The following is a 26,143-nucleotide window of genomic DNA, read 5'->3' on the forward strand; positions in this document are numbered from 1 at the left end:
AGGCCGCGCTGGCAACCGCGCGGCGTGTCATCCGTTCCACTGTTGGCACTGGCTTCTATCGCGCTGGGATGCTACCCAACAGGCAGCATTTCTCCCGCTTCGTCTAATGGTAGGACAGCGCCCTTTGAAGGCGTGAATCGTGGTTCGAGCCCATGAGCGGGAACCAGCCGGCGAACCAGATCGGAAGTAGGCCAGATCGGCGGGGGGTTTTTCATGCAGGAGATGCTAGCGCCCGAGCTTGCGCGCCTCGCGTGCCAAGGCTTCGATCTCGTCCCATTTGCCGGCCTTGACCAGATCGTCCGGCGCCACCCAGGAACCGCCGACACAGATGACGTTGGGCAGGCTGAGATAGTCGGCGGCATTCTTGCCGGTGATACCGCCGGTCGGGCAGAATTTCACGTCGGCAAGCGGCGAGGCGAATGCCTTGAGCGAGGCGATGCCGCCCGACTGTTCTGCCGGGAAGAACTTCAGGAAACGCAGGCCGGCTTCGCGAGCGGCCATGACCTCTCCCGGCGTGATGGCGCCGGGCAGCAACGGCACATCGCTGTCCTTGGCTGCCGCGAGAAGCTCGCGGGTGATGCCGGGGCTGACGATGAACTTCGAGCCGGCTGCCGCCGCCTCGCCGAACTGGCGGGCGTCCAAAATGGTGCCGGCGCCGACGACGGCGTCTTCGACCTCGCCCGCCACCCGGCGGATCGCCTCCAGCGCGTCGGCGGTGCGGAGCGTGATCTCAATCGCCGGCAGGCCACCGCGGGCCAGCGCCCGGGCCAGCGGCACCGCGTCGGCGAGATTGGCGATCTTCAGCACTGGGATGACCGGCTGGCCATCGAGGAGCGACAGGAGCTTTTCGGTCGTGCTGGGCATTCGTCGTCTCTCCTCTGTTGATCAATTCGACCGGTTAGCAGAAGGCGGTTTTTCTGTCCACGAAACGCGGCGTGTCGCGATGTCACGCGTGGTGTTCCAAACCGACCGCGGGTAGAACGCTCTCGGCTCTGCCTTGAAACGGCTGTCGTGAGCGTTTAGTGGCTCGGTGATGACACTGTCCAGCCAAGCCTTCCGCGTCGCCGCGCTTTACCGCTTCGCCCGGCTCGACGCCTTCGAGGCACTACGCACGCCGCTCGCCGCCTTCTGCTGTGCACGCGGCATCAAAGGCACGCTGCTTTTGGCGCGTGAGGGCATCAACGGCACGCTCGCCGGCAGTGAAGCGGCAATCGCCGCGCTCATCAATCATCTCGAATCCATCGAAGGTCTCGCCGGCCTCGAGATCAAATACAGCAGCACCGCAGCGATGCCGTTCCACCGCATGAAGGTGCGGCTGAAGCGCGAGATCGTCACCATGGGCGTGGACAATATCGATCCGGCGGCAGGTGCAGGCACCTATGTTGCACCGGCCGACTGGAACGCATTGATCTCAGATACAGGCACCATCGTCATCGACACGCGCAACGCCTACGAGGTGTCGCTCGGCACCTTCAAGGGCGCTGTCGATCCCGCCACCGCCAGCTTCCGCGAATTCCCGGCCTGGGTCGAGCAGCATCGCGACGAGCTCGACGGGCGCAAGGTCGCCATGTTCTGCACCGGTGGCATACGCTGCGAAAAGGCGACGGCCTACGTGAAGTCGCTCGGCTTCGGGGATGTGTTCCACCTCAAGGGCGGCATTCTGAAGTATCTCGAAGACGTGCCCGCCGAACAAAGCCTCTGGCAAGGCGAATGCTTCGTCTTCGACGAGCGCGTTTCGGTATCGCACGGGCTGGTCGAAGGCGACGCGGAACTCTGCCGGGCGTGCCGGCATCCGCTGACAGCAGAAGACCGGCTGTCGCCGAAATACGCCGCCGGCGTTTCATGCCCGCATTGCTTCGATGCCCGCTCGGACGAAGATCGCGCCCGCTACGCCGAGCGCCAGCGCCAGGTCGAGCTGGCGCAAGCGCGCGGCGATCGCCACATCGGAAGTTAGCTTCACGTTAAGCGACCTTCACATTACGCGACAGAGAAGCGGTCGATGACCCACAGCCATGTCCCGTCGCTCTGCCGGCGCGCGATCTCGGTGGTGATCGTGCCATCGGGAAGCCGGGTCGAGGTGAGCGCCAGGTCGCCATTGATGACAGCCGGGCGCTGATCTCCGGACTGAAATTTTCGGCCGGTTGCGGTGATCTTCGCGAACAGCGCCCGTATGGCTTCGCGGCCGAACGTCAGTTGTCCGCTACCGCTGTCGATGACGGCATGCGGCTCAAAAAGCGCTGCCATGCCGTCGATGTCTCCGACCCACTGCCGCGAAATCAGCAGACGCTCCAGTTGTTGGGGATCGCGTGCCGGCTCGCGGTCTGTCTCATCGGTCATGCTAAGCTCCTCCCAAGGGACATGCCGCGACATTCCTCGAAGTCGAGGCTGGTTTCGACACGTCCAATGTCTGCAGCGCCGCGTGTTTTTTGGCGCCGAAGGAGGCTGCAGCAGTTTGATTTCCGCGTGAAATTCCAGCAGACGTCGGTTCGAGGTCATGCGCGGCAGCGGGCAAAAGGATGCACCCCGTCATTGTAATGTCAAACTGCGGGACCTAGGTCTTCGACGTGCAAACCTGCCCGCGCACCTTCGGCCGGGCCAATTCTGGAGGCATAGATGTTCGATCCCAAGAAGCTCCTCGACGATCTGCTCGGCTCGCAACTTCCCGGCACCGGATCGACCGTCCGCGACAAGGCCGGACAGGCGGTGCAGATGGCCAAGGACAATCCGCTTGCCGCCGGTGCGCTGGCTGCGGTGCTGCTCGGAACCGGCCCAGGCCGTCAGGTCACCGGTGCGGCGGTGAAGCTTGGTGGGTTGGCTGCGATCGGTGGCCTCGCCTACAAGGCCTACCAGAACTACAAGAATGGCAATGCGCCGGCCGAGACGCAAGCTGCCGGCGAACCGGAATTGCTGCCGCCGCCGGCCGATACCGCCTTCCATCCGTCGCAGGCGCCGCAGGGCGAAGACGAATTCACGCTGACGCTGGTCAGGGCGATGATCTCGGCGGCGAAGGCCGACGGCCATGTCGATGATGAAGAGCGGCAGAAGATCGCCGGCAAGCTCAGCCTCGCCGGCATCGGCGCCGAAGCGGAGAAATTCCTGATGTCGGAACTGGAGGCGCCGCTCGATCTGGATGTGCTGATCGCCGGCGCCAAGACCGATGCGCAAAAGCTGGAGCTCTACACCGCCTCGCGTCTTGCCATAGATCCGGACACGCGCGCCGAACGCGGCTATCTCGACCTGCTTGCCGGCCGCCTCGGCCTGCCGGACGCGCTGGTCGATCATGTCGAGGCGACGGTGACGGCGGCGAAGGTACCGGCGGCAGGCAGCACCGCCAAGCCGGTGGCCGGTTCGCGTTGGTAGCTTGAGGGAAGAGCCGCGAAGCCCGGCGCTATTCGCGTTAGCTTCTCGTTAACCGAGGAAGCGCATCATTTTAGCCAGTCGGATCGGCTTTCCTCCTCCCAAGCCCGGTTCGGATCAGGGGCGGTCGCCAATGGCCGCCCTTTTTGCGAGCACAGCCTTCAGGCCGGCTTGCCATGGTTCCCGTCATTTGCGATGGCTCATCTCTTCCAGGGAGTACAGCCATGACCGACTACAAAACCGCCATCGTTACCGGCGCCGGCACGGGAATCGGCAAAGGCGTCGCCACGGCACTGCTCAAGGCCGGCTGGAATACGGTGTTCTGCGGCCGCCGCAAGCCGATGCTGGAGGAAGCAATCGCTGCGGCCGGTCCGTCACAGGCCAAGGCATTGGCAGTTGCTTGCGACATCAGCAAGGCCGATCAGGTCGACGATCTGTTCGAGACGGTGGCGGCGGCTTTCGGGCGCGTCGACCTGCTCTTCAACAACGCCGGCACGAGCTACAAATCGACATTGATCGACGACATCCCGGTCGAAGTGTGGGACGAAATCGTCGGGGTCAATCTCACCGGCTCGTTCCTGTGTGCTCGCGCCGCCTTCGGCGCCATGCGCAGGCAGCAGCCGATGGGCGGTCGCATCATCAACAACGGCTCGGTATCGGCCTATGCGCCACGGCCGGGCTCGGTGCCCTATACGGCGACCAAGCACGCTATAACCGGGCTGACCAAAACGCTGGCGCTGGACGGCAGGCCCTTCGACATCGCGTGCGGTCAGATCGACATCGGCAACGCGCTGACGGAGATGGCGCAAGCGATGACGGTCGGCGTGCCGCAAGCCAACGGCACCATCGCTGCCGAAGCGGTGATGGATGTCGAACGCGTCGCCGATGCCGTCCTCCACATGGCCAGCCTGCCGCTCGACGCCAACGTGCTGTTCATGACCGTGATGGCAACCAAGATGCCGTTTGTCGGGCGAGGGTAGTCGCAGTCCGGTCTAGGGCTGCGCGGCCGGAAGCGGCACACCGGGAAGATACAGCGAAATCGGGCGGATTTCGTAGACGGCGGTCGGATTGACGCGGCGAAGGTCGCGCGCAATTTCGATCGCGGCGTCACGGCTGGCGCAGTCGACGACATAGAGCCCCAACAATTGCTCCTTGGTCTCGGCGAAGGGGCCGTCAATAACCATTCCGGCGCCTGGCCCGCGCAAGGTGCAGGCGTCTTGTGTCGCGCCGAGCCGCGCCGCCGGCCCAAGGGTGCCTTCCCGGTAAAGCCGATCGTTGATCTGGAGCAGGTCGGTCATCAGCGCCGCATCCTCCTCCCGCGTCAGCGCCGCAATTGCTTCTTCCTCATGATAGGCAAGGATGGCATAAAACATCCGATGTCACCTTTCTTCAGCCGTGTACCTGTCCTCACTTCGCCAGGAACGCTTCGATCCGTTCCAGCGCGCGCAGGATGTTCTCCTCGGAATTGGCATAGGACAGCCTGACATAGCCCTCGCCGAGAATGCCGAAATCGGGCCCGCCGATCAGCGCCACGCCGGCATCCTCGAGCAGCGCCGAGGCGAGCTTCTTGGCCTTCCAGCCGGTTTTGGAAACATTGGGGAAGGCATAGAAAGCGCCTTTCGGCGTGATGCAGGAAACGCCGGGCAAGGCATTCAGGCCTTCGACCACGACCTTCCTGCGGCGGTCGAAGGCGCGCATCATTTTGTCGACGTCGTCCTGCGGGCCGTCGATGGCCGCGATGCCGGCGTACTGGCTCGGCGCGTTGACGCAGGACCAGCAATTAACCGCCAGCTTGCGCACCTTGTCGTAGAGATGCGCGCCCTTGTCGCCATTCGGCCAGATCGACCAGCCCATGCGCCAGCCGGTCATCGCCCAGGTCTTCGACCAGCCGTTGAGCACGATCAGCCGGTCACGGATTTCGGGGAAGGCGAGCAGCGAACAATGCGTCTCGCCGTCATAGGTCATCACGTCGTAGATCTCGTCGGAGAGGATGGCGACGTCCGGGTGCGCTTCCAGCCCCTTGACGAGCTTCTCGATTTCGGCTCGCGGCGTGACGCCGCCGGTCGGATTGGCCGGCGAGTTGAGGATCAGCAGCCTGGTCTTCGGTGTGATCAGCGCCAGCGTCTCCTCGGCGGAAAAGGCAAAGCCGTTCTCCTCGCGCATCGGCACCGGGATGGGGGCAGCACCAGTGAACTCGATCATCGAGCGGTAGATCGGAAAGCCGGGATCGGGATAGAGGATCTCGGCGCCCGGCTCGCCGAACATCAGGATCGCCGCGAACATGGTCGGCTTGCCGCCGGGCAGGATCATCACCGCCTCGGGCGAGACTTCGACGCCGGTGGTAGCCAGCGTGCGGCGCACCACCGCCTCGCGCGTCGCCAACAGGCCATTGGCCGGCGTATAGCCGTGATGGCCGTCGCGCAGCGCCTTGATCGCGGCCTCGACGATGTGCTGCGGCGTCTTGAAGTCGGGCTGGCCGATGCCGAGATTGACGATGTCGCGGCCTTGATGGGCAAGTGCGGTGGCACGCGCCAGCACCGCGAAGGCATTTTCCTCGCCGAGGCGGTCGAAGGCCGAAATCGTGTGGAGCATTTTTCCCGTCCGTGTGGTTCTTTCAGCGAGCGTGCGTTTTTGTGAGCGTCCTTTCGCAAAAGTCAAACGGATTGGAGCTTCGGGTGTCGGAAAACCTCAAGAATTGGCAGCCGCGTCCGCGGCCGGAACGCAAGGTGCTGGAGGGGCGCTATGTCGGGCTGGAGCCGCTCAATGCCGAAAAACACGGCGATGGCCTGTTCGAGGCATCGGCAGTGCCCGATGTCGACGGCCGCTTTGCCTGGCTGCCAGACTACCCGCCGGAAACCCGCGCCGCCTTCCAGCCGTGGTTGGACAAGGCAGAAGCCAGCGAGGACCCGCTGTTCTTCACGGTCATCGACAAGGCCAGCGGCAAGGTCGCCGGACGCCAGACGCTGATGCGTATCGACCCTGCCTATGGCGTGATCGAGATCGGCAACATCTATTGGGGTCCGCTGATCTCGCGAAAGCCGGCGGCGACGGAAGCACAGTTCCTGTTCATGAAATACATCTTCGACGAACTCGGCTATCGCCGCTATGAATGGAAATGCAACAATCGCAACGAGCCGTCGAAGCGCGCGGCGGAACGTTTCGGCTTCAAGTTCGAAGGCATTTTCCGTCAGCATCTTGTGGTCAAGGGCGAAAACCGCGATACCGCGTGGTATTCGATCATCGACAAGGAATGGCCTGATCTGCGCAGAGCCTATGAGGCGTGGCTCGCTCCGGCCAATTTCGACAGCGACGGCCAGCAGAAGCGGCGGCTCGAGGATTTCCGCGCCGAGTTCGGGGTGTAGCAGGAGCTCATAAATGGCGCATACCCACGACCATGATGCGCAGGGGCATGACCAAAGTCACGGCGCCGGGCATGTGCATGGCTCGACCGACAAGAAGCGCGTGCTGATCGCGGCCTGCCTGACCGCCGGCTTCATGGTCGTGGAAGCGCTCGGTGGCCTGCTGACGGGCTCGCTGGCGCTGCTGGCGGATGCCGGCCACATGCTCGCCGATTGCATCGCGCTCGGCCTTGCCTGGTATGCTTTTCATCTTGCCAGTCGGCCGGCAACCGTTCGCCTTACCTACGGTTTTGGCCGGGTCAAAACCCTGGTCGCCTACACCAACGGCATCGCCATCTTCGCCATTGCGCTGTGGATCGTCTACGAGGCATGGGGCCGCCTGCAAGCACCGGCCCCGGTGCTCGGCGGGCCGATGCTGGTCGTTGCGATCGCCGGCCTGCTGGTCAACATCGGCTCCTTCTTCGTGCTGCATGGCGGCGATCGTGGCAGCCTGAACATGCGTGGCGCCATCCTGCACGTGCTCGGTGACCTGCTCGGCTCGGCAGCGGCGATCGTTGCGGCGCTGGTGATCCTGGCGACGGGCTGGACGCCCATCGATCCCATCCTGTCGGTCCTTGTCGCGCTGCTGATCCTGTCCACGGCCTGGTCGCTGATGCGCGAAGCCGCCCACGTCCTGCTCGAAGGCGTACCGGCAAGCCTCGACCGCGACCTGATCGCCAAGGACATAGAAGGCGCGGTCAAGGGCGTGCGCGAGGTGCACCACATGCATGTCTGGTCGATCGACGGCTCCAGCAATATGGCGACGTTGCACGCCTGCCTGGATGAAGGCGTCGATTCGCATATGGCGGTCAGCGCGATCAAGAAGCGGCTTGCGGCAGAGCATGGCATAGCCCATGCCACCGTCGAACCGGAATTCGGCCAATGTGCCGACAGCCATGACGGCCGTCATGAGCATGAAGGCGAGCACGACGATGCGCATGATGCGGCACCGCATCGCGGCCACTATCACTGACTCGGGAGTTCTTCGTATTGGCAACGATCAACATGAACCCCCGCCTCCCTGGGGCCGCCTGATGGATCGCGATACCCGCAATGCGGCGATCGGCGCCGCCTGGGTTTTGCTGCTGTTCGGCATCGCAGCCTATTATCTTCCAACCGTGATGCTGGCGGTCGGCAAAGTCTCGACCGTTCTTGCCGGCATCGTCGCCGCGGTCTTCATGGTGGCGATTTTCGTCGTGTTCTGGTTGCGTAGCCGCAGCCAGCGCAAAAAGGATCATTGATATGCGCATTCTGATCACCGGCGCGGCAGGCATGGTCGGCCGCAAACTCATCGCCCGGCTGGCCAAGGACGGGACGCTCAGCGGCCGCAAGATCGCCGCGCTCGACCTTCACGACATCGTGCCGCCACAAGCGCCGGTCCTCGAAGGTGTCAGCATTACCCTCCACACCGGCGACCTTGCAGCACCAGGCGCGACGGCAAATCTGGTCGCGTCGCGCCCCGACGTGATCTTCCATCTCGCCGGCGTCGTGTCGGGTGAAGCGGAGGCGAATTTCGATCTCGGCTATCGCGTCAATCTCGACGGCACCAGGGCGCTGTTCGATGCCATAAGGCTGGCGGGGTTTGCGCCGCGCGTCGTCTTCACCTCGTCGATCGCCGTGTTCGGCGCCCCATTCCCGGATGTCATCCCGGACGAGTTCCATCCGACGCCGCTGACCTCCTACGGCACGCAGAAGCTGATCGGCGAGGCGCTGCTTGCCGACTACACGCGGCGCGGCTTCTTCGACGGCATCGGCATCAGGCTGCCGACCATCTGCGTCAGGCCCGGAAAGCCGAACAAGGCGGCCTCAGGCTTCTTTTCCGGCATCATCCGCGAACCGTTGAGCGGCCATGAAGCGATCCTGCCGGTGCCGCGCTCGGTGGTGCACACACACGCCAGCCCGCGCTCGGCGGTCAATTTCTTGATCCATGCCGCCCAGATCGACGGCGCTGCCGTCGGCCCGCGCCGCAATCTGACGATGCCGGGCGTCGCCGTCAGTGTCGGCGAGCAGATCGAAGCGCTGGAACGTGTCGCCGGCGCCAAGGCGGTGAAACTGATCCGCGAGGAGCCCGACGAGACGATCTGGGCGATCGTCAAAGGCTGGCCGACACGCTTCGAGGCGCGACGCTCGATGGAACTTGGCTTTGCCGCCGAAACGAGCTTCGACGACATCATCCGCGTCTACGTCGAGGACGAGTTGGGCGGCAAGATCTCTATTTAAAGCGCCCGATCGGACGCAACGAGGGTCAGGCGCCGGTCAGGCTGGCCGACAGCAGCAGCAGGCCGAACAGGAAGACGAAGGCGGCGCCGCCGATCTCGACGAAGGAATGGATGCGGTTGCCCATGCGGCCGTCGCCGGCGAAGTACACCGCCCAGTTCTTGGCCGTCACCGCAAGCGTCGCCAAGGCCGAAACCGTGATCGCCGTGCCGAGCGCCATGGCCAGCACCGAAAGGATGCCCCCGAACCATAGGCCATTCAGCAAGGCGAAGCTCAGCACGATCAGCGCGCCGGAGCAGGGACGGATGCCGACGGCAGCGACAGCCGACCAGGCGGTGCGCCAGTCGAAACGGTCGCCGGAAAGCAGCGCCGGGTCGGGCGCATGCGAATGTCCGCAGGTGTCGCAGACCTCGCCGACCGCATGGTGATGGTCGTGCGCAGCATGAGCATGGTGTTGGTCGTGGGCGCCGTGGTCATGGGAATCATGATCATGCGAATGGTCGTGATCGTCATGCGCATTAAGCGCGTGGGAATGCGTCGCGTGCGCTGAATGTGAATGGCCGGCATGCGAATGGCCGGCGTGGCCGGCGTGGGCGGCCGAGAGGCTGTAGCCGGGATTTGCGCCGAACAGGCGCAGGATCGCCGGGCCGGCCTTGCGCCACAGAAGCCAGGCGCCGAACAGGGTGACGAAGACATAGCTCATGATTTCGAGGAACCATGCGGCGTCAGTCATCGAGACAGCGGTGCCGCGCAGCACGAAATAGGCGAGCAGCATCACCACGATCGCGGTCAGCGCCTGCAGCAGGGCCGAGACGAAGGACAGCATGATGCCGCGCCGGAGCGCGACTTCATTGGCCACCATGTAAGACGAGATCACCGCCTTGCCGTGGCCGGGGCCGGCAGCGTGGAAAATGCCATAGGCAAAGGACAGGCCGATGAGCAGCCACAGCTTGCTTCCGTCCTGGCGCATCGCCTTCATCGCGCCGGCAAGCGCATGATAGAATTCCTGCTGGCGCAGATTGATCCACATCAGGATGTGGGCAAACGGGCCGGTGGTTGGGGCCATCCCGTCATTGGTGCCGATGCCGAGCGAACTCTGGGCGTGGGCGGAGCCGAGGAAGTGCGTCATCACCAGGGTGGCGGCCAGAAGGCCGAATGCCAAACGCAGGGACGGTTTCGTCACTGGATCTATCCTTCCGGCTGACAGGTCAGCTCAAGCTTGGTGGCAAAGATCTTGCTCATGTCGGTGCCCGTCGGATCATTGAAGAAAGCGTCGGTCAGGGTCTTCTGGTTCTCGGCGATCGCCTCGTCCGGGTTTGGGCGGACGACCTTGCTGGTGCAGGTCGAGGGCAAGCCATCGACCTGCAGATTGGCATCCTCGGTGAAATCGATCGCGGTGTAGAAGGTCGGGTCGTAGACGCCGATATCGATCTTGCCGCTGAGCTTGATCGGCGTCTTCGGTTCGGATTCGAACAGGATGATGAGCTGGTCGTTGTCGAAATTGGCCATCAAATGCGGCGGCGGGTTCATCGCCACGTCCTTGCCATCGACGGTGACAAGCTGGAAGTAATTGAACTCCGCCAGCGAAGCATGGACGGTGTCGGCGACTTCCTTCAGCTCCTTGTCGTCGAGCTTCAGGTCGGAATTCTTGTCGAATTCCATCATCACCGTGCTCGAAAACAAATCGTCGAAGCGCCAGAGATGGCGCAATGCCTTCACAGTTTGGTGATCCGGGCTGAGGACCACTTCGAGGCGGGCCTCGGCGAAGACGTGGGGATGCACCTCAGCCGGTCCGACGGCGGCAAATGTCCCCGCCAAGGCCGAAGCCAGCATGATTGCTTGCCGTTTCAGGTGCATTCTCGGTCGTGATTCCATCGGCTTCGGTGAATGCCGACAGTTACCACAAAGGGGGCGAAAATGGGACCGGAAGGCGGCTGAAGCTCATGCGCTCCCCAGTGCCTTGAACCACTGCACCAGGAAGTCGACGAAAACGCGAACCTTTGCAGGCAGATAGCGCCGGTGCGGATAGACGGCAAAAATGCCGCCGCCGGGCAGGATGCGGTCATCCAGCACCGTCACCAGCTTGCCGCTTTCAATGTCGGGCGCGGCGATGAAATCCGGCAGGATGGAAAACCCCAATCCCGCCACCGCGGCGGCCCTCGCCGCCATCGGGCTGTTGACCTCGATCGGGCCGGACACCGAAACACTCACCGTATCGCCACTGTCGCCCTTGAACGGCCAGTTGGTCAGCCAGCGGCCATTGGTGTCGATGATGCAGGGCACGCGGCCAAGGTCCTGCGGCCGCACCGGCATACCGTGTTTGGCGATCAGTTCGGGAGATGCGCAGAGCCGCACCGAAAACGGCGCCAGCCGTCTCGCAATCAGTGAGGAATTTTCCAGCCGCGAAATGCGCACTGCCAGATCGAAGCCCTCCTCGACCAGATCGACGAAACGGTCGTCGAGATGAATGTCGAGCACGATGTCGGGATGCTGCTTGGCGAAGTCGATCAGCGATTGGCCGATCGGCGCGTCGGCAAAGGTGCGCGGCGCCGACAGCTTGATCCTGCCGCGCACGTCGCCGGAGGATTCGCGCACCGCATCGGCAAGGCTGTCGACCTCGCGCACAATCTCCGAGGCGCGCCGGTAATAGGTGTGGCCGGCCTCGGTCATCGAGAACTGCCTGGTCGTTCGATTGAGCAGCAGCGCACCGAGCTCGTCCTCCAGCTCGCGCACATATTTCGACAGCAGCGCCTTGGAGCGGCCGATCTTGCGTGCCGCCGCCGAAAAGCCTTCGGCCTCGACCACGTCGATGAAGGCGCGCATGCGGGTCAGCGTATCCATGTCATGCGCCTCCTTGGTGAGCTGAAAGGATGCGAGCGGCGAGCGTAATCAACTGCCGGTCGCTGTTCTTCGGGCCGAGCAGCGAAAGACCGAACGGCGCCCCGCCGGTCTTGCCGAGCGGCAGCGTGATCTGCGGAAATCCCGACAGGCCGGAAAGACACAGCAGTCTCAGCGCGCGCTCGCGATAGGTCTGCAAATCGGCGAATGATGCGGCCTTGAGCGGCGCGGCACCCGGAGCGGTCGGAAGCACAAGAACGCCGTCCTCGCCAAGCAGATCGGCAAGTTCGAGTCGAAACGAAACGCGACGTTCCGTTTCACGCTGCGCGGTCGCCGCGTCGATGGTCGCGCCATGCTCGAAGCGCTCCTTGACGCCGGGGCCGAGCATGCGGTCGCCGCCGGCGATCCAGACGCCGTGGCTTTGCCAGGCTTCATAGCCTTGCAGCTTGCGGAAGCACCAATAGAGATCGTCGGTGGAATGCGACAGCGGCCCAACGGTGCGCGGCGCGCCCAGCACCGTAGCGACACTGTGGATCATCGAGCGATATTCATCAGCCTCCTGCGGGCCGAGCACGAGCCCGTCCAGCGCACCGAGGGCGAGGGGGCGTCTCAGTTCGTGGCGGTGCGGATCGTCGCCGAGCAGCACCGTGCCGACCTTTTCGTAGGTGACGATGTCCTTGGCGAACCAACCGAACGTGTCCAGCGAAGGCGCCAGCGGCATGGCGCCGTCGAGCGAGATGCGGCCATGCGTGGTCCTGAGGCCGATCAGGCCGCAGAAGCTTGCCGGCGCACGGATCGAGCCGCCGGTGTCGGAGCCGGTGGCAATGTCGGCCAGCCCGCCGGCCACCGCCGCGGCAGAACCTGAGGACGAGCCGCCGGTGACGCGGTCGGGAGCCGCCGGATTTATCGGTGACGGGAAATGCGCGTTCAGCCCCAACAGCGAAAAAGCCAGTTCGTCGGTCTGCGTCTTGCCGACGAAACGGGCGCTGGAATCAAGCAGCGCCTGGACGGCCGGCGCCGTCGACGTGGCCGGCGAAGCCTCCCGGTATTTCTGCGGATTGCCGCAGCCGGTGCGGTAGCCGGCGACGTCGAAGATATCCTTGACGGCCAGCCGCAAACCGGCAAGCGGGCCATTTACCTGCTCAAGGTCGGGGATCTGATCAAGGTCGAGAAAAGCGTTCAGCGGGCCGCGAGTGCCTGTCATTCGTTCGATATCCGGATGTGCTTGCCGCAGCATTGTTTTTTCTGGTTGCCGCAGCATTGTTCGATGCCACAAATTTTACAACCTGCCATACGATTTTTATTGATTGTGAAATCTTTCGATCTTATATCGCGTTTGCCCAAAGTCGCACGTGCCTGTGGGTGTCCGCCGATCCTCAAATGGTGAGGGATATCGGTAAGGTAACTGGAGCCAACCCCTCCAGTCGGTTTAGCGGCCAACCGCCAGACCGAGGACACCTTGAAGCAACGACGGTGCGGGCCTTTCTGGTGTTCTGCCGGTCGTCCAAAGACCGGGGTTACTGAAGAGGCACACCTTCATTGCCGGCAGTGCGGACGGGTCTCCCATCCAAGCCAAGGCAGACAAAGCGAACCGAGGCCGGGCAAGGCCAAGGTTCACCGCCGCGAGACGGCGTTTCATGGTTCCGGGGTCTCCACCGGCTGGTTCCATGGATTGACGTCCCGCCTTTGTCCACCGCGCGTTCGCGAGGCCGAGAGCCTGCGTCCGCAAGCCTTTGTGCGCGCCGAAAGGCGCTGATGGAGAGACCCCGATGGCTACCCAGCGCATCCTTGACTTCCTCGCTACCCGACGTCCGAACGGCCCGTGCCTCGTCGTCGACCTCGATGTCGTGCGCGACAATTTCCGCGCCTTCGAGAAGGCGCTTCCCGATTCCAAGATCTACTATGCGGTGAAAGCAAACCCGGCGCCGGAAATCCTGCGCCTTCTTGCTGCGATGGGCTCGTCCTTCGACACCGCTTCCGTTGCCGAAGTCGAGATGGCGATGGACGCCGGTGCGCCGGCGGACCGCATCTCCTTCGGCAACACCATCAAGAAGGAGCGCGACATCCAGCGCGCCTACCAGCTCGGCATCCGGCTGTTTGCGGTGGACTGCGTCGAGGAGGTCGAGAAGATCGCCCGCGTCGCTCCCGGCGCCCGCGTGTTCTGCCGCGTCTTGACCGACGGCGAGGGCGCCGAATGGCCGCTGTCGCGCAAGTTCGGCTGCGTGCCGGCGATGGCGGTCGACGTGCTGCGCCATGCCAGGACGCTCGGCCTCGACGCCTATGGCGTGTCGTTCCATGTCGGCTCGCAGCAGACAGACCTGACCGCCTGGGACCGCGCGCTCAGCGACGCCAAGAAGGTGTTCGCGACCCTGGCCGACGAAGGCATCGTGTTGAAGATGGTCAATATGGGCGGCGGCTTCCCGACCCGCTATCTCAGGGATGTGCCGGTGGCGCAGGCCTATGGCCAGGCGATCTTCTCGGCGCTCAGGAAGCATTTCGGCAACGCGATCCCCGAGACGATCATCGAGCCGGGCCGCGGCATGGTCGGCAATGCCGGCGTGATCAAGTCGGAAGTCGTGCTGATCTCGAAGAAGGCCGACAACGACAATGTGCGCTGGGTATTCCTCGACATCGGCAAGTTCGGCGGTCTCGCCGAGACCATGGACGAAGCGATCCGCTATCCGATCGTCACCGCGCATGACGGCACCGAGACCGCGCCCTGCGTGCTCGCCGGCCCGACCTGCGATTCGGCCGACGTGATGTACGAAAAGACGCCGTACCCGCTGCCCTTGTCGCTGACCATCGGCGACGAGGTGCTGATCGAGGGCACCGGCGCCTACACGACGACCTACGCTTCGGTCGCCTTCAACGGCTTCGAGCCTCTCCGATCCTACGTGATCTGAGGGCTTCGGCTTTCAGATCATCCGGCGCGGGCGAGCAGATCGCCCGCTTCGGTTCGCCTGTGGAATCTCCGCTCGTGAAGGATCGCGGAAATGGACATTGTAGATTTCATTGTTGAAGGCGCAGCGGGAATCTCCCCCCTTGAGGGGGAGATGGCCGGCAGGCCAGAGGGGGGCGGTCCGGCTGCCTCAGCTTCCTTTGGGCCGCATGGGGCCGGCGCTTCACGCGCGGCGACCCCCTCTGGCCGCTTCGCGGCCATCTCCCCCTCAAGGGGGGAGAATGCCGGCGCTTTTGCCATCACCGCCGAAACCGCTGGCGACATCGGTGCGCGCGAGGCTTTGCTCGATCGCGCCATGGGGCCGAAGCGCCGGAAAAAGTCGTCGGAGAAGCTGCGGCGCGGTCGACGGCCCTCGGAAGGCCTTGCCTTTGTCGCGCGCGATGCGTCGGGCACTGTCGCCGGCACGGTGCGGCTATGGGACGTGGTGCTGGGCGAGGGCGGTCCGGCAGCGCTGCTGCTCGGCCCGCTTGCGGTCGACCCGGCGCTCAAGAATGCCGGCATCGGCTCGGCGCTGATGCGCCATGCGATCACGGAAGCCGCGCGCCTTGGCCATGCGGCGATCCTGCTGGTCGGCGATGCGCCCTATTACGAGCGCTTCGGGTTTTCGGCCGAAAAGACCGGCTCGCTTGCCATGCCGGGACCCTACGAACGGCACCGCCTGCTGGCGCTGGAACTGGTTGTCGGCGCGCTCGACGGCGCGCAGGGCACGCTGAAGGCTGCAGGGCGCAAGCTGAAGGTGCAGAGGCTGCCGCTCGCTGCTTGAGGGGGCGTGATGCTCAGGGGACCGAGCCGGAGTGGGAAGGCGGTTTTCAATTCGCCTCCATTGCCCGTTCCGGACGCCGGCGCTGCCCCTCACCTGCCTGCCGGCATCCTCTCCCCGTATAGTGACGGGTAGAGGGGCTCTCATCGACGATTTCGCCAATCGCCAGCGTTGCAGAACAGCGCCAACGTTGCGGTCAGCCCCTTCTCCCCGTCACTATACGGGGAGAAGTGCCCGGCAGGGCGATGAGGGGCAGCGCCGAGGTCGACCATTGGCGCTTTGTTTGGCCGCTCAGCCGATCAACTGGCTGAGTGCCATGGCGACGCTCATGTCGCCTTCGACCTTTATCTTGCCGGACATGAAGGCCATGGTCGGGTTGAGGTCGCCTGATATCAGCGAGTCCAGATCGTCGAGCGAGAGCTTTATGGTGCAATCGGCCGGCGCATCGGTGGTCGAGACATCGGCGCCGTCGATGACGATGACGCCATCACTGCCGGTGTCGAACTTCACGGAACGATCGAACCCGGCACTCGCCACGCGCGACCTGATCTTGTCGGCAATCTCCTGAACGCTCATGGCGGTTCTCCTCGTCTCGTTGGGTTTGTCGCGCGTTGGCGATTCGACCTGGCCGAAGTCGCTTGCCTAGTTTTACAGCCACGGCCGCCGGCGCATATAGCTTCGGGTTGACGTTTACGTCAACGCAGTTCCCCCTCGCCGAAATGGTCTTATCGACGCAGCATCACGCCGGGATGACCCTTGGCCGCCGGCATGTTGCCATGCGCTGTCGCCGGGCGTATCAGGCACCACTCCCCACGAATATCGGCGAGCCATCCGGTGCTTTCCAGAAACGAACCGCAAGTCTATGCCCGCCGGCTGCGTGCGGTGCTGATCCGATCGATCCCGCTGCTCGAGGCGCGCGGCATCGCCGTCGTCGTCCTGGCGGCTTTGGTCGGGGTGACGGCGGGCGCACTGGTCACCGGCATGAGCGGGTTGGTGCAAGTCCTGCATGGGCTGCTGTTCGGCGTTCAGCCTGGCGGGCGGCTTTCGGCGATGTTTTCGCTGCAAAGGCCGGAGCAGGCGCTGATCCCGGCGATCGGCGGCATCCTGCTCGGGCTGACGGTGATCTGGCTGAGAAAGCGGAAGTTCCGCACGCCGGTCGATCCGATCGAAGCCAATGCACTGTACGGCGGCCGCATGTCGCTGACCGACACCTTCATCATCGCCGGGCAGACGCTGATCTCGAGCGGCTTCGGCGCTTCGGTCGGGCTCGAGGCCGGCTACACGCAGGTCGGTTCGGGCCTGGCGTCGCGGCTTGCACGCTTCTTCAAGCTGCGCCGCAACGATGTCCGCATCCTCGTCGGCTGCGGCGCGGCCGGCGCGATCGCCGCCGCCTTCGATGCGCCGCTGACCGGCGCCTTCTATGGTTTCGAGCTGGTCATCGGCATCTACTCGGTCGCCAATGTCGCACCTGTGATGGCCGCCGCGATCTCGGCCTCGCTGACCGCAGAGGTGTTCGGCGGCGTGCCGTTTCCGCTGGAGCTCGCCGGTCTGCCGCAGCTCACCGTCAGCCAGTATTTGCCGTTCATGCTGCTCGGGCTTCTGGGCGGCGGTGCTTCCATCGCCATCATGCATCTGGTGAGCCTGATCGAGCGCCTCTTTGCCCGGCTGTCGATCGACGCCTCGCTGCGCCCCGCCATCGGCGGCGTGATGGTCGGGCTGCTGGGACTGATCACGCCGCAGGTCCTATCCAGCGGCCATGGCGCGCTGCATCGCGAATTCGCAATGAACTACGGTCTGGGCGTGGTGGCCAGCGTCTTCGTGCTGAAGCTGGCGGCGTCGGCGATTTCGCTCGGCTCCGGCTTCCGCGGCGGCCTGTTCTTTGCCTCGCTGTTCCTCGGCGCCCTGCTAGGCAAGATGTTTGCCGGCGCGATGGCGTTCGTCTCGCCGGCGACCGGCATCGACCCCGCCGTCGCCGCCGTGGTCGGCATGACCTCGCTCGCCGTCGGCGTCGTCGGCGGTCCGTTGACGATGACGTTCCTGGCGCTGGAATCGACCCGCGACCTTACGCTGACCGGCGTGGTGCTGGCCGCCTCGCTCATGGCGGCGATCCTGGTGCGCGAAACTTTTGGCTATTCCTTCTCGACATGGCGCTTCCATCTGCGCGGCGAAACGATCCGCAGCGCGCATGATGTCGGCTGGATGCGCAGCCTGACGGTCGGTTCAATGATGCGAAAGGATGTCCGCACCATCAACGCCTCGACGACGCTTGCAACATTCCGCAAGGCGGTGCCGCTCGGCTCCTCGCAGCGCGTCATCGCGGTCGATGCCGAACTGCACTATGTCGGCGTGCTGATCGTCGCCGAATTGCACAGCCATTTGTCGGATGACGAGATGCCGGTGCTGTCCTTCGCCAAATTCAAGGACGCGGTGCTGGTGCCGAGCATGAACGTGCAGTCGGCCGCAGAGACCTTCCAGCGCGCCGGCGCCGAGGAATTGGCGGTGGTCGAGGATTTCACCGACCGCAAGGTGGTCGGGCTGTTGACCGAAGGCCACCTGATGCGGCGCTATGCCGAGGAACTCGACAAGGCGCGGCGCGATCTGTCGGGCGAAGGGTAGGGTCGAGAAGGGGCGATCCCGTTGCATTTAGCTAGACATTGCCGGCAAACGACCGCTACCATCGCCGTATAGATCTGAACCAGATTTCACCTGGTGATCGAGTGCTCGAAGAACCGAACAGAAATCCCGGATCCCATCGCTATGGGAAGCCGAGCTTGTGGTGGCCACCACCGCTGGGTTGATGGCCTGCGGGTCTGATCCAAGCTGAAAATCAAATTCTGTGTTCAGAGAGACACCACCATGAATACCATGCTTTCCGTGGAAGCCCGGGAGACCGCGCTTGCCGTGACTTTCCTGTCGGGCGAAACAGTCTGCTACCCTTGGCTCTGGCTAAAGGACAATGCGCCATCGGCGTTTCACCCACAGACCGAAGAGCGAATATTCGACCTGACCAGCGTAGACCCCTCGCTGAGGCCGCTCAGCGTGCGAGACACAGGCGGCGCCGTGGGCATTGTCTGGCCGAATGACCAGGCTGAGGAGGAATTCCCGAGCCAGTTCTTTGAATCCTACCGCCCGGGGAGAAAGCGGGACGATCCGGCTGACATCGCTCCGAAAGTCTGGGACGCCTCAATCGATCTTGAAACCATACCGCGTCACGCCGCCGGAGACCTCTTGCAAAGCGATGCCGATCTGCTCGCCTGGCTGCAGGCCACGGCTGCATACGGGCTCTCCATCGTCGACGGGCTTGGCGACGATCCCGACGCGGGGCGGCGTGCGGCCGAGCGGATAGCGTTCCTGCGCCAGACAAATTTCGGCACGATGTTCGAAGTCGTGTCGATGCCGAACCCGAACAATTTGGCCTATACGCCGGTCGCCCTGCCGTTACACACGGATCTCGCGAACCAGGAGGTGCCGCCCGGCTATCAATTCCTGCATTGTATCGCGAACGACGCTGAAGGCGGTGGATCGATCTTTGCCGACGGGTTTGCGGTCGTCGCCGCGCTACGGGCGGAAGATCCGGAAGCCTACCGCCTCTTGTGCGAGGTCGAGATCCCTTGTCGTTTTCACGATGAAAACTACGATCTGCGCGGTCGGTTTCCTGTGATCGTAACTCAACGCGGTGGAGAAGTGACAGAGTTACGGTTCAACGCCCATCTTGTGGATGTCATCGATCTTCCCTCCGACATATGCGCACCCTTTTATGCGGCCTATCGCAAGCTGATGATGATGATCCGCGGCTCGCGTTTCCAAATAGCCTACCGCCTTAAAGCCGGCGAAATGGCGGTCTTCGACAATCGGCGGGTCTTGCACGGCCGCCAGTCGTTCAACCCAAATACGGGGCCAAGACATTTGCGGGGATGCTATGTCGATCGTGGTGAGTTTCAGAGTCGTATTCGCGTCCTCTCCCGATAGTGGCACGACACCGCGAAGGAGCATCGACCTGCCGAAGGTCGCCTTCGGCAGGCGGTTGGCTGGCAACGGGCGGGTTGCCTGCCTATCGCTTTATTGCGCCCCACCAGCGAATGGCCATCACGGCGAGAAGAAGGAGCACATAGGGCCAATAATAGACGTCATGGACCGCGCGTTTGCCTTCGGCAATCAAAAAGGTCAGCCATATATCGTAACCGCCGACGGTATGGAGGATGCGCCATGCGCGCGGCCCGATCCATGCCGCCGTCCGGTCGAAAGACGTTGCGGCCATGCCGATGATGAACAGGTAGGCCAGACCGCCGAAGACGAACATGGCGGGGTCCGTAGCCTCTTTGAACTGTGCCGGGCTGATCTGCGCAAAGGTGAACAAGGCGATCGCATGCACGCCGTGCGAGAATGCGAAGGCCAGGCCGATCTGACGTCGATGGCGGCGCAGGAAACGCGTGGATGCACTCGGCAAGTCGCGAGCGAGCGCCGATGCCGAAAACGCCGTGCAGAACAGGACGAGCGATATCTGGGCAGTGAGCCGTATGACTTGGCGGACGGCTTCGATCGTGAAATCGCCGCGAAATGCGACAAGCCCGGACAGTGCGAGAGTGATCGCTGCCAAAAACCAGAAGAGCCACCAACGGCTCGTTGCCTTGTCTGCAATGGATGATGCGACGGCGCTCATGATACCTCCCTGAGTGCAAATGTAATCACTGCTTACATTTGAATTGAGGCTATTGCAATCGCAAAGTAAGTCGTGCTTGCATCGATCGCGAGATCGTGATGGTTGGGATGGATGCGTTCTGGCAGAGGACATGGACAAACAACGCAAGACCTATCACCACGGCAGCTTGCGGCAGGCACTGATCGATGCCGCCTTGGCCATCGCCAGGGAGGACGGCGTCGACCAGGTGACGGTGCGGGAGGCGGGCAAACGGGCCGGGGTGTCGTCGGGAGCGCCGTTCCGGCACTTTCCGACCAAGACCGCCCTGATGACCGCCGTGGCCGAAGAGGCGATGCGCCGGTTTCGCGCCGAGATCTCCGTCGAACTGGATAGGGCAGATCAGCTTGATCCGCTCTCGCGCTTTCGGGCGCTGGGCTCAGCCTATCTCAACTGGACCATCAACAACCCGACGCATTTCGAGATCATCTCGATGCGCCGGGCGATCGATTTCGACGCTTCCGAAACGCTTGTTCGACTGAACGAAGAAATCCGCGGTCTGATGGTCCAGATACTGGAAGACGCTCGTGCGGCCGGGCAATTGCGGAAAACGAATATCGAAGGCATTCCCTTACAGGCACGCGCGCTTGTCTATGGGCTTGCCCGAATGTGGGTCGATGGCCAGTTCGCCCAATGGGGCGGCATCGAGAAGGCCGAATTGCTGATGAAGCAAAGTCTCGACGATTTTCTCGCCTTGCTGGCGAAATAAGCAGTCCAGCACCGCGCCGACCCATCCGTAAGTCATCCGTAAGTGCGCTTCCTCTACGTCCTGTTTCGAACCAGGCGACATGTCTGCGCCGTACAGAGAGGGAAACGAACATGAGCACGCTTCTTGCACCAATTGTGATTGGCCCCGTATCGGTCTTGAGTACCTCGGTCCGTATCGATGGGCCGCTCCCCGGGTCGAGCATTTCCCTCCTGGTAAATGGCATACCTGTCCCTGCAGTAAATGCCGGCGCCACAACCACTACCTTTGTGCCGGTCGCCCAGGCTCCCTCAACGTGGGGGATGCATTGACCGCACGCTGGACGCTCGGCGCCGAAACCAGTGACCCAAGCCCGGTCCCGATCGTCGTGCTCGGGTATCCCTCGACGCTAAGCCCATTGGTGTACTTGAGCCAGGTGCACGAGTGCGTCGACTGGGTGCTGATAGGCGCAGCCTATCCTGGCGCCACGGTCGAGATTTTCAACGGCGGCGCATTGATTGGCAGCGATACTGCACGCGGAAATGTCGTACCAGTGCGCATACGCGGGCCGATCCAGGCCAACGATGTGCTTAACGCGATGCAGTCCGTTCAGACGCCTGCCGGACAGGTGAAGAGCAGTCCGACCCCGAGCTTGCCCGCCGAACCGACGCCGTATCGGGAAAATACTATGCCGGCACCAGCAGTCGGCTCAGTTCCTGGGTGTGCGCAAGCAGTACCCGTTAGGGGGTTGGCTCAAGGCGCCACCACGAAGGTCCACTTCAATGGCGACGTGCTGGAATATCCTTTCGTCGGCGCCAACCTCCTGGCGCTGCTTGGCCGTGCCGCGCATAATCCGGATGTCTTCAGCGCCACGCAGCACTTCGAGCGCTGCAATGCATCAAGTCCGTCATCTGCCCCTCCGGTGATCGTCGACGAAACCTTGCCGGTTCGAAAGCCCGTAATCGGGATCGGGACCTCACAGTACAACTGCCCGGCAGCCCGTGCCTTGCCTATCTCCAATCTCGAGCCCGGCGCGACATTGACGATCCAACTTGTCGATCCGACTTCGGGTGCGGCTACCGTGCTCGGGAGAATCGGAGTGGGCGAGGATGTGAGTTCCGGCCAATACTGGATTCCCGACATGTCGGCCCTGATCCCGGCCTCGCCGCCGTTTCCATCGCTCGTCGTCATCCAGGAGCTGTGCGGCAAGACAGCCACATCGGATAAGTTGCTGGTGGTGGGGACTTACCAGGGCAGCGTATTTCCGCCGACCGTCATGGAGCCTGCATTTGAATGTGCAAGCGGCGCTTTCGTCAACAGCGTCGACAATGCGGTCGTGCGTTTGTACTCGGACGCGCCAGATTCTCCTGTAATCAGCAAGCCCGTCTTCAGTTATGGCGGTCTCGTCTGGGTCGAGACATTTCGGCCTTTGCGCGCCGGCGAGCACATTCACGCCGAGCTGGAGCTTACTTGTCAGCCCCCCGCGCTTCGGGTCGGGAGCCCGATCAAAGTATCCGACCTGACCCCACTCAAGACCCCGGATATTCAACAGCCCGTCCGGGTCTTCCAGCGGCTCATTTACGTATCAGGCATAATTCCCGGCGCGCGCGTGCATGTATTCGTGAACGGGAAGTGGCGCGCCAGCGATACGCCACTTGGTTGGACGACGCTCTACTTCGGGATTTACGTGGGCGAGCTCAAGGTAGAAGACCAAATTACGGTGATGCAGACATTGTGCACGAAGATGTCTCCGCTCACCAGAGTTCCCGTCAATGTCTTCCCCGGGGAAATGTTGCTCTCCGCGGCTCCCCCATCCCTGACAGCGGGCCAGCCGGCGACGATAACCATCAAAGCTGTCGACGCCGATAACAAGTACCAATCGGTTGGAGGGACCATATCGCAAGGGGGCGTGGTGGTCGGGGCCACCAACACAGCGTTCACCCTGTCTCCGCCGACCGGCCAAGTATCGGTCAGCTTGCAAGTTGCAGCCGTTGGTTACAACACCGAGACCATCAGTATTCCCCTTACTGCGCCGCCGGTGGTCAAGCCAGCGATGCTGACGATAGCAACGGGTCTCTGGTTCAACGCCAGCAAGAAAGAAATCACTGAAATCACGTGGCACCTGCAGGGGCCGTCCGGCAGCTTTTCAAAGACCGAAAAGCCGAACGCGGAGCCGGCGTTGGTTCAGTTCGCGTTGCCCAAGCCGGCCGGCGGCGGGTTCACGCCGTTCACTCTCAGCTGCGAGGTCACATTCCAGTTCCAGGATTTCAATTTCATCTCAGGCGCATCTGGTACGAGGTCGAGTGACTTTATCGAGGGAGGCCTCATAAAGCCGTCTCCATCAACTGTCGAGATGCATTGGAGCGGTACCGACCTGACAATTAACTTCCTGGTGAAGTGGATACAGCAGGGCGATTATTTCGTCATAGAGCTCATGTAGTCGAACCACCGGCGGAAGGGGCGTTAGGGTGACTGGAGCGGTTCATCGTTTCACGGAAACGGCGAACCGCTCTATCTCTTTGTTTTCCGCAATTCCGGACGGAAAACCGTTTCACACTTTTCCTGGATTTGCGCTAATGCTCGATCGGTCCCTTCGGCATGACCAGCGCCGTGCCAGCAGTCGTCGGCCGCTCGATCATGCGACGGACGCGTGGCGGCTCGTTGCCGCTGTGCAGCGCCCTTATGCGCTCGCCAATGACGGCGTCGGCGTAGGTGGCGCGCCTGTTGTGGCGGATGTATTCGACCCATGTCGGCGTGTGGTAGTGCTCGATCCAGATTGAGGGGTTTTCGAGGTCGCGCGCCAACGTCCAGTTGCGGGCGCCGTCACGGCGGCGGATGCGGCCGCGCTCGGCCATGGTGGCGAGGAATTCCGGCACGTCCTCGTTGCGGATGACATATTCGATCATGATGGCGATGGGCCCGCTGCGCGGCTTCAGGTCGAGCGCCAGATGCGGCTCTTGGAAGCGGTTGAGCGGATCGAGGTTGAGCACCGCCTGTTGCGGCAGCGGCAGCAGCAGGCCGATGGCGCCTCCAGCCAACATCGTGACGCTGGCGGCCATCAGAGCGACTTCGGCGCCGTGCACGTCGGCAACGACGCCCCACACCCAGCTGCCGAGCGCGATGCCGCCGAAGGTTGCGGTCTGGTAGACCGAAAGCACGCGGCCGACCACCCAGCGCGGTGTCGACATCTGGACGGTGACGTTGAAGTGCGAAAGCGCTGTCACCCAGCAGGCACCGCCGACCAACAGGCCGAGCGACGTCTGCCAGGCATTCTCGCTGACGGCGGCATTGAAGGCGCAAAGCGCGAAGCCGGCGAATGCCATGCGCACCATCGTCTCGCTGGACAGGAGCTGCCGTAGCCTGACGCTGGTCAGCGCGCCGCCGACGGCGCCGATGCCGAAAGCGCCGAGCATGATGCCGTAGGTCAAGGCATCGCCCTTGACGACGTCGCGCGCGACCAAGGGCAGCAGTGCCAGGACCGCGCCGGCGCTGAAGCCGAAGGCCGAGCTCCTGACCAGCACCTTGCCGATATTGGGCGACATGGCGACGTAGCGCAGGCCGGCGCCCATGGCGGCGCCCAGCGTCTCGCGCGGCAAAGTCGATGCCGGCAGTTCCGGCCTCCAGCGGGCCAGCACGACGATGAGGCCGACATAGCTCAGCGTGTTGGCGGCAAAGGCGGCGGCAGCACCTGCGGCGGCCACGATGATACCGCCGATCGCCGGGCCGACGCTGCGCGTCAGGTTGAAGCCCATCGAGTTGAGCGCGATCGCCGCCGGCACCTTGGCGCGAGGCACCATGTCGCCGACCGAAGCCTGCCAGGACGGGCTGTTGAGCGCGGTGCCGCTGTCGATCAGGAAGGTGAAGGCGAGCAGCGTCCACGGCGTCATCAGGTCGAGATAGGTGAAGACGGTGAGAAGAGCCGAAACAACCAGCATGAAGATCTGGGCGATCAGCATGACCTTGCGCCGGTTGAAGCTGTCGGCGATGGCGCCGGCCAGCAGCGCAAACAGCATGATCGGCAAGGTGGTCGAGGCCTGGACCAATGCCACCTGGTAGGACGAGGTGGCGATCGTCGTCATCATCCAGGCGGCACCGACGCCCTGGATCAGGCCACCGAAATTGGAGACGAGGCTGGCGGACCACACCGCACGGAAGATGCCGTGCCGGAACGGCGCCAGCGCCGAGGCGCTTTCGCTTTCCGGTGTGTCGTCGCTCATAAATGCTTTCCCGGGCTCAAAACGCTTTGTTCTTCCGATGAATCGGCCCCGCAAGCCAAGGATTCAATAGAACATCACATCGCAAAGGGCGAACGCATTCTCGAAAAACATCATGGTCCAACAACGAGATAGCGGGCCGGTCAGCGCGTGCCGCTGCGGGCGAGCGGCTGCTCACGGCATGCCGTCCCTGACGATCTCCGACACTTCGATCAGCCCTTCGAAATTATCGGTGCGGCCCTGGCGGATGTCTTCGGTTTCGCGCAGCAGCCACAAACCAATCGAGATGAGATTGGCGCACAGTTCCCTGGGCAGGGCGTTGTCGCCGGAGCCGAGATATTCGACGAAGGCGGTCCAGACGCGGCTGGTGAAATGAAGTGCCTCGATCGCCTCCGGCGAGTTGCGGTCGGCCACCGCCGCCGACAGCATGTCGATCGAACGGGTGAGACGCTGCCGGTGCTCGGCGCCGGTCTCAATCTCGGCTTGGGGGAATACATCGTTGGCGCTCTACCGTTCCGTCGGAGTGGTCAGGTCAGGGAACTCAACAGATCGAATTGCGAGATTTGATCCAGATGCTGGCATCGCCAGCTGCCGAATACGCATCACTTTTACGAAGGCGCACCAACACCCGGGGCCGCGCACAAAATCGCACCGGTTTTCAGGGAGCGCGACGTTGCGTATCCGGCTCCGGAATGGTTCCGGACTTGAGGTTTGGTGGTCGCCGCGCCCCCGATCAACGGCTGATTCGGCTACAATCCAACCGCAGACGAATCCGACATCAAACGCGATTTGACGGAAACCAATTCAATGGGTTGGTGGCGACTGCGAGGGTGGCTTTTTGAAGCGTCCGTGTGCTTTGCGGCGGCCGGATCCAACTGCAAGTGTGCCGTATCGGCAGCTCGTCGATTGCGATAGGCTCCTGCTATCGGGACGGATGGGGCGTCTGTCTCGGTTTGGGGTAAGGCCGGTTCCTCACCACTGCGCGGCAGAGCGCAGATTTCGTGAAACCGGCTTTGGGG

At 63.2% G+C, this 26,143-nt stretch carries 25 protein-coding genes and 1 tRNA gene; 14 read left to right on the top strand and 12 right to left on the bottom strand.

Annotated elements, in window-relative coordinates:
• Window positions 1–92: 92 nt before the first annotated feature.
• Window positions 93–166 (top strand) — tRNA-Gln (locus NKJ08_RS11150).
• A 59-nt stretch (window positions 167–225) separates the two neighbouring features.
• Here the strand turns inward: NKJ08_RS11150 and NKJ08_RS11155 are convergent.
• Window positions 226–864 (bottom strand): 2-dehydro-3-deoxy-phosphogluconate aldolase, encoded by a 639-nt coding sequence (locus NKJ08_RS11155; protein WP_352524594.1) that lies wholly within the window; start codon window positions 862–864, stop codon window positions 226–228.
• A gap of 169 nt (window positions 865–1,033) precedes the next feature.
• On the opposite strand from NKJ08_RS11155, the gene trhO reads away from it, so the two are divergent.
• Entirely contained in the window at window positions 1,034–1,954 is a 921-nt protein-coding gene (gene trhO / locus NKJ08_RS11160; RefSeq protein WP_352524592.1) for an oxygen-dependent tRNA uridine(34) hydroxylase TrhO, read from the top strand.
• 23 nt (window positions 1,955–1,977) lie between these two features.
• Here trhO and NKJ08_RS11165 read toward each other — a convergent pair whose 3' ends face one another.
• A complete protein-coding gene (locus tag NKJ08_RS11165) occupies window positions 1,978–2,337 on the bottom strand; it encodes a YybH family protein (RefSeq protein ID WP_352524590.1) in 360 nt (119 codons plus the stop codon).
• A gap of 276 nt (window positions 2,338–2,613) precedes the next feature.
• Between NKJ08_RS11165 and NKJ08_RS11170 the strand changes: the two genes are divergently transcribed.
• Window positions 2,614–3,360: a tellurite resistance TerB family protein gene (locus NKJ08_RS11170; RefSeq protein ID WP_352524589.1), complete on the top strand. Its 747-nt coding sequence runs from the start codon at window positions 2,614–2,616 to the stop codon at window positions 3,358–3,360.
• A gap of 221 nt (window positions 3,361–3,581) precedes the next feature.
• Complete coding sequence (locus tag NKJ08_RS11175; RefSeq protein WP_352524587.1) at window positions 3,582–4,337, top strand: SDR family oxidoreductase; 756 nt, start codon at window positions 3,582–3,584, stop codon at window positions 4,335–4,337.
• A 12-nt stretch (window positions 4,338–4,349) separates the two neighbouring features.
• On the opposite strand, the gene NKJ08_RS11180 is transcribed toward NKJ08_RS11175, so the two are convergent.
• Both NKJ08_RS11180 and NKJ08_RS11185 read right to left on the bottom strand, forming a co-directional pair.
• Window positions 4,350–4,730: a YciI family protein gene (locus tag NKJ08_RS11180; protein ID WP_352524585.1), complete on the bottom strand. Its 381-nt coding sequence runs from the start codon at window positions 4,728–4,730 to the stop codon at window positions 4,350–4,352.
• A gap of 34 nt (window positions 4,731–4,764) precedes the next feature.
• Window positions 4,765–5,949, bottom strand: a complete 1,185-nt coding sequence (locus NKJ08_RS11185) for a pyridoxal phosphate-dependent aminotransferase (protein ID WP_352524583.1) — start codon at window positions 5,947–5,949, stop codon at window positions 4,765–4,767.
• An 83-nt stretch (window positions 5,950–6,032) separates the two neighbouring features.
• Here NKJ08_RS11185 and NKJ08_RS11190 point away from each other — a divergent pair, with 83 nt between their 5' ends.
• From NKJ08_RS11190 to denD, 4 genes are all read left to right on the top strand, one after another.
• The gene (locus NKJ08_RS11190) at window positions 6,033–6,719 is read left to right on the top strand and encodes a GNAT family N-acetyltransferase (RefSeq protein WP_352524581.1); all 687 of its coding nucleotides are present in this window, start codon (window positions 6,033–6,035) and stop codon (window positions 6,717–6,719) included.
• Window positions 6,720–6,732: 13 nt separating this feature from the next.
• Window positions 6,733–7,728, top strand: coding sequence for a cation diffusion facilitator family transporter (locus tag NKJ08_RS11195; RefSeq protein WP_352524580.1), 996 nt, complete (start codon window positions 6,733–6,735; stop codon window positions 7,726–7,728).
• Between the two features lie 61 nt (window positions 7,729–7,789).
• The gene (locus NKJ08_RS11200) at window positions 7,790–7,996 is read left to right on the top strand and encodes a hypothetical protein (RefSeq protein ID WP_352524703.1); all 207 of its coding nucleotides are present in this window, start codon (window positions 7,790–7,792) and stop codon (window positions 7,994–7,996) included.
• A 1-nt stretch (window position 7,997) separates the two neighbouring features.
• Window positions 7,998–8,975, top strand: coding sequence for a D-erythronate dehydrogenase (gene denD, locus NKJ08_RS11205; RefSeq protein WP_352524578.1), 978 nt, complete (start codon window positions 7,998–8,000; stop codon window positions 8,973–8,975).
• Window positions 8,976–9,000: 25 nt separating this feature from the next.
• On the opposite strand, the gene NKJ08_RS11210 is transcribed toward denD, so the two are convergent.
• The 4 genes from NKJ08_RS11210 to NKJ08_RS11225 all read right to left on the bottom strand — a co-directional run bounded on the left by NKJ08_RS11210 (window position 9,001) and on the right by NKJ08_RS11225 (window position 13,014).
• On the bottom strand, window positions 9,001–10,164 hold the full coding sequence (locus tag NKJ08_RS11210) for a nickel/cobalt transporter (RefSeq protein WP_352524702.1): 1,164 nt from the start codon (window positions 10,162–10,164) through the stop codon (window positions 9,001–9,003).
• Window positions 10,161–10,829 (bottom strand): DUF1007 family protein, encoded by a 669-nt coding sequence (locus tag NKJ08_RS11215; protein ID WP_352524577.1) that lies wholly within the window; start codon window positions 10,827–10,829, stop codon window positions 10,161–10,163. Before NKJ08_RS11215 ends, NKJ08_RS11210 begins: the two co-directional genes overlap by 4 nt.
• A gap of 84 nt (window positions 10,830–10,913) precedes the next feature.
• A complete protein-coding gene (locus NKJ08_RS11220; protein ID WP_352776746.1) occupies window positions 10,914–11,813 on the bottom strand; it encodes a LysR family transcriptional regulator in 900 nt (299 codons plus the stop codon).
• A gap of 1 nt (window position 11,814) precedes the next feature.
• The gene (locus NKJ08_RS11225; protein WP_352524574.1) at window positions 11,815–13,014 is read right to left on the bottom strand and encodes an amidase; all 1,200 of its coding nucleotides are present in this window, start codon (window positions 13,012–13,014) and stop codon (window positions 11,815–11,817) included.
• Between the two features lie 565 nt (window positions 13,015–13,579).
• Here NKJ08_RS11225 and odc2 point away from each other — a divergent pair.
• Both odc2 and NKJ08_RS11235 read left to right on the top strand, forming a co-directional pair.
• Entirely contained in the window at window positions 13,580–14,713 is a 1,134-nt protein-coding gene (gene odc2 / locus NKJ08_RS11230) for an ornithine/lysine decarboxylase (RefSeq protein WP_352524572.1), read from the top strand.
• Between the two features lie 150 nt (window positions 14,714–14,863).
• On the top strand, window positions 14,864–15,532 hold the full coding sequence (locus tag NKJ08_RS11235) for a GNAT family N-acetyltransferase (RefSeq protein WP_502906323.1): 669 nt from the start codon (window positions 14,864–14,866) through the stop codon (window positions 15,530–15,532).
• Between the two features lie 288 nt (window positions 15,533–15,820).
• Here NKJ08_RS11235 and NKJ08_RS11240 read toward each other — a convergent pair whose 3' ends face one another.
• The gene (locus NKJ08_RS11240; RefSeq protein WP_352524570.1) at window positions 15,821–16,105 is read right to left on the bottom strand and encodes an SCP2 sterol-binding domain-containing protein; all 285 of its coding nucleotides are present in this window, start codon (window positions 16,103–16,105) and stop codon (window positions 15,821–15,823) included.
• 258 nt (window positions 16,106–16,363) lie between these two features.
• Here NKJ08_RS11240 and NKJ08_RS11245 point away from each other — a divergent pair, with 258 nt between their 5' ends.
• Both NKJ08_RS11245 and NKJ08_RS11250 read left to right on the top strand, forming a co-directional pair.
• A complete protein-coding gene (locus tag NKJ08_RS11245; protein WP_352524568.1) occupies window positions 16,364–18,145 on the top strand; it encodes a chloride channel protein in 1,782 nt (593 codons plus the stop codon).
• 240 nt (window positions 18,146–18,385) lie between these two features.
• Window positions 18,386–19,498: a TauD/TfdA family dioxygenase gene (locus NKJ08_RS11250; protein WP_352524566.1), complete on the top strand. Its 1,113-nt coding sequence runs from the start codon at window positions 18,386–18,388 to the stop codon at window positions 19,496–19,498.
• A gap of 82 nt (window positions 19,499–19,580) precedes the next feature.
• Here the strand turns inward: NKJ08_RS11250 and NKJ08_RS11255 are convergent, their stop codons facing one another.
• The gene (locus tag NKJ08_RS11255; RefSeq protein WP_352524564.1) at window positions 19,581–20,189 is read right to left on the bottom strand and encodes a hypothetical protein; all 609 of its coding nucleotides are present in this window, start codon (window positions 20,187–20,189) and stop codon (window positions 19,581–19,583) included.
• A 130-nt stretch (window positions 20,190–20,319) separates the two neighbouring features.
• Between NKJ08_RS11255 and NKJ08_RS11260 the strand changes: the two genes are divergently transcribed.
• Both NKJ08_RS11260 and NKJ08_RS11265 read left to right on the top strand, forming a co-directional pair.
• The gene (locus NKJ08_RS11260; RefSeq protein WP_352524563.1) at window positions 20,320–20,934 is read left to right on the top strand and encodes a TetR/AcrR family transcriptional regulator; all 615 of its coding nucleotides are present in this window, start codon (window positions 20,320–20,322) and stop codon (window positions 20,932–20,934) included.
• Window positions 20,935–21,238: 304 nt separating this feature from the next.
• Window positions 21,239–23,350 (top strand): hypothetical protein, encoded by a 2,112-nt coding sequence (locus NKJ08_RS11265; RefSeq protein ID WP_352781764.1) that lies wholly within the window; start codon window positions 21,239–21,241, stop codon window positions 23,348–23,350.
• 133 nt (window positions 23,351–23,483) lie between these two features.
• Here the strand turns inward: NKJ08_RS11265 and NKJ08_RS11270 are convergent, their stop codons facing one another.
• Together NKJ08_RS11270 and flaF are read right to left on the bottom strand one after the other, a co-directional pair.
• On the bottom strand, window positions 23,484–25,127 hold the full coding sequence (locus NKJ08_RS11270) for an MFS transporter (protein ID WP_352524560.1): 1,644 nt from the start codon (window positions 25,125–25,127) through the stop codon (window positions 23,484–23,486).
• 171 nt (window positions 25,128–25,298) lie between these two features.
• Window positions 25,299–25,601 (bottom strand): flagellar biosynthesis regulator FlaF, encoded by a 303-nt coding sequence (gene flaF, locus NKJ08_RS11275; RefSeq protein ID WP_352524698.1) that lies wholly within the window; start codon window positions 25,599–25,601, stop codon window positions 25,299–25,301.
• Between the last annotated feature and the right edge of the window lie 542 nt (window positions 25,602–26,143).

Origin of the sequence: Mesorhizobium sp. M0244, assembly GCF_040321795.1 — a bacterium.
Taxonomy (GTDB): domain Bacteria; phylum Pseudomonadota; class Alphaproteobacteria; order Rhizobiales; family Rhizobiaceae; genus Mesorhizobium.